The organism is Terriglobus sp. YAF25, from assembly GCF_052113305.1.
Lineage (GTDB): Bacteria > Acidobacteriota > Terriglobia > Terriglobales > Acidobacteriaceae > Terriglobus.
In genome coordinates this window covers 1-2,457 of record NZ_JBFRCY010000882.1, presented here as the reverse complement: position 1 = coordinate 2,457, position 2,457 = coordinate 1, and the positions used below count along the sequence as shown (strand labels likewise).

Below are 2,457 nucleotides of genomic sequence, written 5' to 3'. Positions count from 1 at the left end.
GCCCCATCCATTGCGTAGCAATGGGTGGGATGTTCGAGCGAAGCTCGAATCCGTCTGATCTTAGTGTTCGTTGAAGTAGATTTCCTTCTATCTGGTATCGCCAGTGAAGCTGACCTGGATGTTCTTCTCTAGAAAATGAAAATGCGGTTCGAGCTACGCTCGAATCTCCCACTCACGCTCCGCGTGAATGGGGCACCCAGTGCGTCAGCTATTTCGAAATGTCAGGCACCTCTCCTGCGAAGTCGCCAGGCATCAACCGACCACGGACCGGAACCAGCCATCACAAGCGCCACGATGCAGGCGATATAGAGCAGATTGCACTCATACCCCGGAGGACCGAACTGCGCGCGGCCATCGACGATCTTTATCAGCTTGATGGAGCTGAAGCCGTACGGCAGATGAACGGTCAGAATCGCGACGACTAAGAGACCAATCGCCGGAAGAGCCACCAGGTTCACGAAAGCCCCGCACAGCATCGCGAGTCCACCGAAGGCTTCGATGAATAGGGTGAGCCAGGCCATCAGGTGAGGCGCGGGGACATGAGCCATCGTGAGAATGGCCGCGAATGCCTCCGGTCCCTTATTCCACTTGGCGATTCCATGGGCAAGAAAACCATATCCCACGATCAGCCGCAGGGGGATGGTGGCATATGGTTTCAACGTCTCTTGTACGCGATGCCACAAGGGCATAGCTTGATTCATCGCTGTTCTCCCGCAGTAGGACGCTATGGCGCCCCGGGAGTTACAGGAAATAATCTCTGCGGTGACTGGAAATGTGGGCTGCTGCGCTCTAGTGTGGTGACTCTAAGCAGTCTGGACCAATTTCCCGTCCTTCATGTGAACCTTGCGTGTTTGAGCCTCTCCGCGATTCCAAGTAGATGAAGAACGTCCTGGAAGGAGGAATCAAGATCTGTCCCATTCCCGCCGATGTATTTCACAATCTTGATGTTGTCTTCTGCTGAAAGAGTTGGCAGCAGGTTGTACTTCTGAAATACAAAACCTACTGTGTTCTTACGCATGTTCGTCCGTTCGGCATTCGTCATGTGAGACAAATCCTTGCCTCCAATATGGATGCTTCCGGTCGAAGGGGGAGTCAGTCCTCCAAGGATATTGAAGAGAGTGGACTTGCCTGATCCAGACGACCCAACGACAGCGATGAACTCGCCTTTGGCAACGTCTAGATCCATCCCTCGTAGGGCATGCACATCCACGTCGCCTACCCGGTATGTCTTGGTCAGCTGGCGAACCTGAATAATGGGCATCTTACTCATAAGAGAGAGCCTCCGTCGCGTCCTGACGGACCGCTTTGAGGCCCGGAACAATTGCGCCGGCCAGAGATCCAACAATGGCGATTGCCCCGGTAATGGGCCACCATGCGTACACTGTCTCCTGCGTCATTCCGCCCGGTGCAAAGTGAACGATCAGCCATTGAGTGACATACGTCAGTAGAATGCCGACGATGGTCCCTATGATTGCCAGCAGCAAAGTCTCGCGTAAGAGCATGCTGAGGATCATGCCTGAGGAACTGCCGACTGCCTTCAGAATGCCGATCTCCCTTGTTCGTTCAAGAACGGCCGTATACATGGCCATGAAGACGACAATGAACCCAACGATCATGGCAACGCCAATCACGACATAGGTGAAGTTGCGCAGGAGGCCTACGCTGCTTACCTGAAGCAGCGAGGTGTAGTACTCCATGGTGTAGATAGGATATTCCGGGTAGGTCTTCCGCAGGGCATCGACAATGCTCTGTGCTTTACCGGAATCGTCGACCTTGAGATACACCTGGCTCAGGCGGCCAGGATTTCCCGTAACGCGCTGCAGCACGGGTAATTTGACACAGATACGAGCCAGCTTCCCGGGCTCGTAGACTCCGGAGATAGTCCACTTCTGTGTCAGCAGCGTGACGGTGCTGCCCACCCGCAGATGCTTTTCACGGGCATATGGTTCGTCCACGATCATGTCCATGTCGTTGACCGGAGGCCCACCCTGCGTGAAGCGGAATCCTCCGCTCATACGGGTGAACTGATCCAGATCGATGCCGGTAATCGTATCGAAGAGTTCGAGCGGCTGCACCATCGTTCCAGTCGCCAACGTAATATGCGGTTCCTGCCGAAGAACGTTGACGAACTTGTCGCTCATCGGGGAGGAACTCAGCGTCAGGGCCGACGAGGCGCCGGGTGCGCGTACCAGAATGTCTGCTCCACTTCCACGCGCGCGGCGAGCTGATTCATGCAAAGTGCCATTACTCACTCCAACGAGGGTGAGGATCATGGTCACTTCAACCGCGATGGCCAGAATGCTAAGCAGGGTTCGAACAGGCCGGTGCGCAAGATTGGCAAATGTAAGCTTGGTAAGCAATACCAAAATTCTAGAGTATTTTTCCTGTTGCTGGGTATCCCGGGAGGTATTCCTAACCCACCCTAGCGTTGCGAGGGCGGGGCACCCCGCCGGGAAG

General features: G+C 54.9%; 3 protein-coding genes. All 3 read right to left on the bottom strand.

Annotated elements, in window-relative coordinates:
• Positions 1-221 precede the first annotated feature (221 nt).
• A complete protein-coding gene (locus AB4043_RS24830; protein WP_442302878.1) occupies positions 222-701 on the bottom strand; it encodes a DoxX family protein in 480 nt (159 codons plus the stop codon).
• A gap of 131 nt (positions 702-832) precedes the next feature.
• Positions 833-1,270 (bottom strand): ABC transporter ATP-binding protein, encoded by a 438-nt coding sequence (locus AB4043_RS24825; RefSeq protein ID WP_442308435.1) that lies wholly within the window; start codon positions 1,268-1,270, stop codon positions 833-835.
• A complete protein-coding gene (locus AB4043_RS24820) occupies positions 1,263-2,366 on the bottom strand; it encodes an ABC transporter permease (protein ID WP_442302880.1) in 1,104 nt (367 codons plus the stop codon). Before AB4043_RS24820 ends, AB4043_RS24825 begins: the two co-directional genes overlap by 8 nt.
• Positions 2,367-2,457 lie beyond the last annotated feature (91 nt).